The organism is Xanthomonas sp. SHU 166 (assembly GCF_000364685.1).
In the GTDB taxonomy this organism is placed as follows: Bacteria; Pseudomonadota; Gammaproteobacteria; order Xanthomonadales; family Xanthomonadaceae; genus Xanthomonas_A; species Xanthomonas_A sontii.
Genome location: NZ_AQOJ01000478.1, coordinates 1 through 1112, shown reverse-complemented (window position 1 = coordinate 1112; position 1112 = coordinate 1). Strand labels below are relative to the sequence as shown.

Genomic DNA, 1112 nt, shown 5'->3' with positions numbered 1-1112 from the left:
TGCTGCTCCTGCTCGGTGAGCAGGTTGACGTCGTGGCCGGCGGACACCGCCAGCGCGCCCTTGTCGGTGAACGCCTTGGCCGCGGTCAGGTTCACGTCGTGGCCGGACTGCAGGGCGATGTCGCCGCCGGCGGTGAACTCGCTGCCGTGGACGGTCTCGTCGCGGGTGCGGGTGGTCTGCTTGAAGCGCTTGCGCGTCTCCAGGGTGGTGCTGCTGTCGACCGTGGTGAGCGTGGTGCTGTTGAGGTCGTTGCCGGCGACCACGGCCAGGCCGGTGCCGGCGTCGAGCTTGGCGGCGGTCAGGTTGACGTCGTGGCCGGCGCTGAGCACCAGGTTGCCGCCGGCGGTGAGTGCCTGCTGGTCGATGTCCTGGGTGGTCGTGGTGGTGACGACCTTGGTCTTGCCCTGGCGGCTCTGGTCGGTGACGGTGCGGCTGTCGCCCAGCACCGAGGTCACGTTGAGATCGTGCCCGGCCGCGGCGATCAGGTTGCCATCGGCCTTCACTTGGGCCTGGCGGATGGTGAGGTCGTTGCCGGCGGCCAATTGCAGGCTGCCGCCGGTGGCGATGCTGGTGCGCACCGTGGCCTTGCCGTTGGCGTCGGTGACCGGGGTCAGCGACAGGTCGTGGCCTGCCTGCAGCGCGGCGTTGCCGCCGGCGGCGATCGCCACGCCATGCAGTTGCAGGTCGTTGCCGGCCTGCAGGGACAGGTTGTTGCCGACGGTCAGGCTGGTGCCATCGCCGCCACGGGTCAGACCGGACTCATCGCGCAACGCGGTCGGCTGCAGCGTGAGGTTGTTGCCCGCCAGCAGCGCGGCGCTGTTGCCGGCCTGCACGGTGGTGCCGGTGAGGCTGAGGTCGCGGCCGGCCTGCAGCAGCAGGTTGTTGCCGGCAGTGATGCCCGAACGCAGGTCGCCGCCGGCGAGGGCGTCGCGGGTGGTGCTGGTGAGGTCGCGACCGGCGCTGAGCAGCACGTCGCGGCCAGCGATCTGGCCGCCGAGGTTGAGCAGGTCCTGCTTGGCCTGCAACTGCACGGTGCCGCTGGACACGATGCGGCCCCGGTTGAGCAGGTTGCCGACGTTGGCGCTGACATTGGCGCCGCCGATGGTGCCGGT

The 1112-nt window shown here is 70.9% G+C and carries 1 protein-coding gene; it reads right to left on the bottom strand.

Translation table 11 applies throughout. The features are described 5' to 3' along the window. On the bottom strand, positions 1–1112 hold a 1112-nt coding region (locus D180_RS12505), incomplete at both ends, for a hemagglutinin repeat-containing protein (RefSeq protein ID WP_043090918.1).